The 2,020-nt window shown below is 56.1% G+C and carries 1 protein-coding gene and 1 pseudogene; both read right to left on the bottom strand.

Features of this window, described 5'->3' with window-relative positions; translation table 11 throughout:
- Positions 1-122 precede the first annotated feature (122 nt).
- On the bottom strand, positions 123-353 hold the full coding sequence (locus CKW29_RS25295) for a hypothetical protein (protein WP_371850810.1): 231 nt from the start codon (positions 351-353) through the stop codon (positions 123-125).
- A gap of 928 nt (positions 354-1,281) precedes the next feature.
- Positions 1,282-1,737 (bottom strand): annotated as a pseudogene (locus CKW29_RS25305) (tyrosine-type recombinase/integrase); the annotation flags it as partial.
- Between the last annotated feature and the right edge of the window lie 283 nt (positions 1,738-2,020).

The raw sequence follows: 2,020 nt of genomic DNA on the forward strand, positions 1-2,020 counted from the left end.
GAGCACGAGGTCGGCAGCCTCGCGTTTGAATTCAGCAGAAAAGGAACGGCGTTGTTTGGTCATCTGACACCTCGATCTGGCGAGCATTCTCACCTAAATGGGTGTCCGGTTTCATTAGACCACTACACCGCATAGTCGGCCAATACGTTCCGATCAATCTGCCGCGCATCATTGATACCAGGCCCCTGTTCGGAACGGCACCATTTCACGAAGGCTAACCACCGGTCGCATTGCGCCTTGACCGTGCCGTAATGACCGCCGTCGAACATGTCTTTAAGCGCTTGCTGTCCTGCGTAGCTCAATTGCCTGCCGTAACCGAAATTACGACCATCGCGTCGACCCACCAATGCCATATCGCCCACCTCATCTTCTGCTCTCCAGTCTTCGCCCCACGTCATCCCGCCAAGAATGTTGAGTGTTATCAGGGATCAAGGCCCCTGCGGCCTGTGGGGATGTCCACTAACGCGGGACTTACGACTCCTTACGACCGGGAGCATGGGCATCTCATGATCTGGCCTCCTGAGCACCGATACCGGTGGGCGGGTGGAGGCTGCATTGGCTGACGAAACCAGCGCCGCGAGATCCTGAGTCGGGTGAAGGCAGCGTTGCGATGACAGGGGCATGCCTGGCTGTCAGCCAGGTGCAGTCCAATCCATGGTCTGCGGCACCATCATCTACATCGCTGTTGCTGGTGACTTCGGTGTTTGTCACGCCGATTGTCACGAGGAGGATTGCGGCAAAGCCACGTTCTATATGGGCTGCAGCAGTAGTTTGAGCGCCCGTCTCTTTCCGGAGAAAGAGACGGGCAAAGGGTTGGCGCACACGAAATGGCCAAGCGGGTAGGTTGCTGCGGGGCAGAAGGGTAGGGTGGTTGCCGCAGTGGCAACGATGTTGAGTAGGCATCCATCACATGGGTAGTGACCGTACGAGCTACCGGACGCGAATCGTACTTGGGATGAACCGCCTCACGAAGGGCGTGACCTTTCAGGTTTCTGGCCACATTTTGCTGCCTCGGCAGCACTTGCAAATTCTGGTTTACGCCTGTGGACAAAAGTCGTCAAGCGGCCTGATTTCAGATAATTAGCGCCTGTGGATAAAACTATCCACCGGTGGACAATGTTGGTTTTCCACAGACGCTCAGCTGTGCCAGCCGTTTTTCTCTAAGGTTCGGTCCTTTTAAACGGGGCGGCTTTGCAGCCCCGTTTAAAAGGACCCGCGCGGAGGAGCTTCATGCGTTGCGGCGAGTAACTTCAAGCGAATTTGTAGCGGTGGGGCGGCGGGCTACTCGGCCCACCTGGCACTGCGAATGCGCGTGACGTTCTCACCCGCCTGCTTGGCAAGCTCATACGGCGTCACATGGTGCTCGCGGTTCGCCTCCAGAAACCGGCTCCACCAAGTCATGATCATTCGGCGCTCCTCAAGGAATTCGGCCTTGTGGATATACGCGGCGCGCAGATTGTTGCGCTCCTTGTGGCTCATCTGCCGCTCAATGGCCGTCTCTGACCACAACCCGGACTCGATCAGCGCGCTACACGCCATGGCACGAAAGCCGTGGCCGCAGATGTCCACCTTGGAGTCGTAGCCCATCGTCCTCAAAGCAGCGTTCACCATGTTCTCGGACATTGGTTTCCACGGCTTGGGGTCTTCGGCAAACACCAGGTCGAATTTGCCGGTGATTGAGTGGACCTGTTCAAGCAAGGCCACCGCTTGCGGCGATAAGGGTACAAGGTGAAGGTCAAGCTTCGCGCATGATGCTTCTCACGTAGTTCTTGATCCTGAACGCCACATCTATGGTGCCGCGCATAGCTCCCAGTGGCATGGCGGTATAGCACCCATAGCCCTGCATACGCTCTAGGGCTGAGGCCGTTGGCATGGAATTCAGGGCAAAAAAAAGGTTCTTCACGGAATCCCGGGAAACACAGAAACAAGAACGCCGATTTGATTGATGATGTTCGTGCGAGCAAACACATCTAACAAACCGGCGTTCTTATGCGCGATATTAATACTTTCCTTCCTTTTT

It is taken from the genome of Pseudomonas sp. Irchel s3a18, assembly GCF_900187535.1.
GTDB lineage: Bacteria > Pseudomonadota > Gammaproteobacteria > Pseudomonadales > Pseudomonadaceae > Aquipseudomonas.

Excerpts from the sequence above, each read along its gene's own strand:
- CKW29_RS25295 (WP_371850810.1), bottom strand. The coding sequence starts at position 353 with ATGGCATTGGTGGGTCGACGCGATGGTCGTAATTTCGGTTACGGCAGG.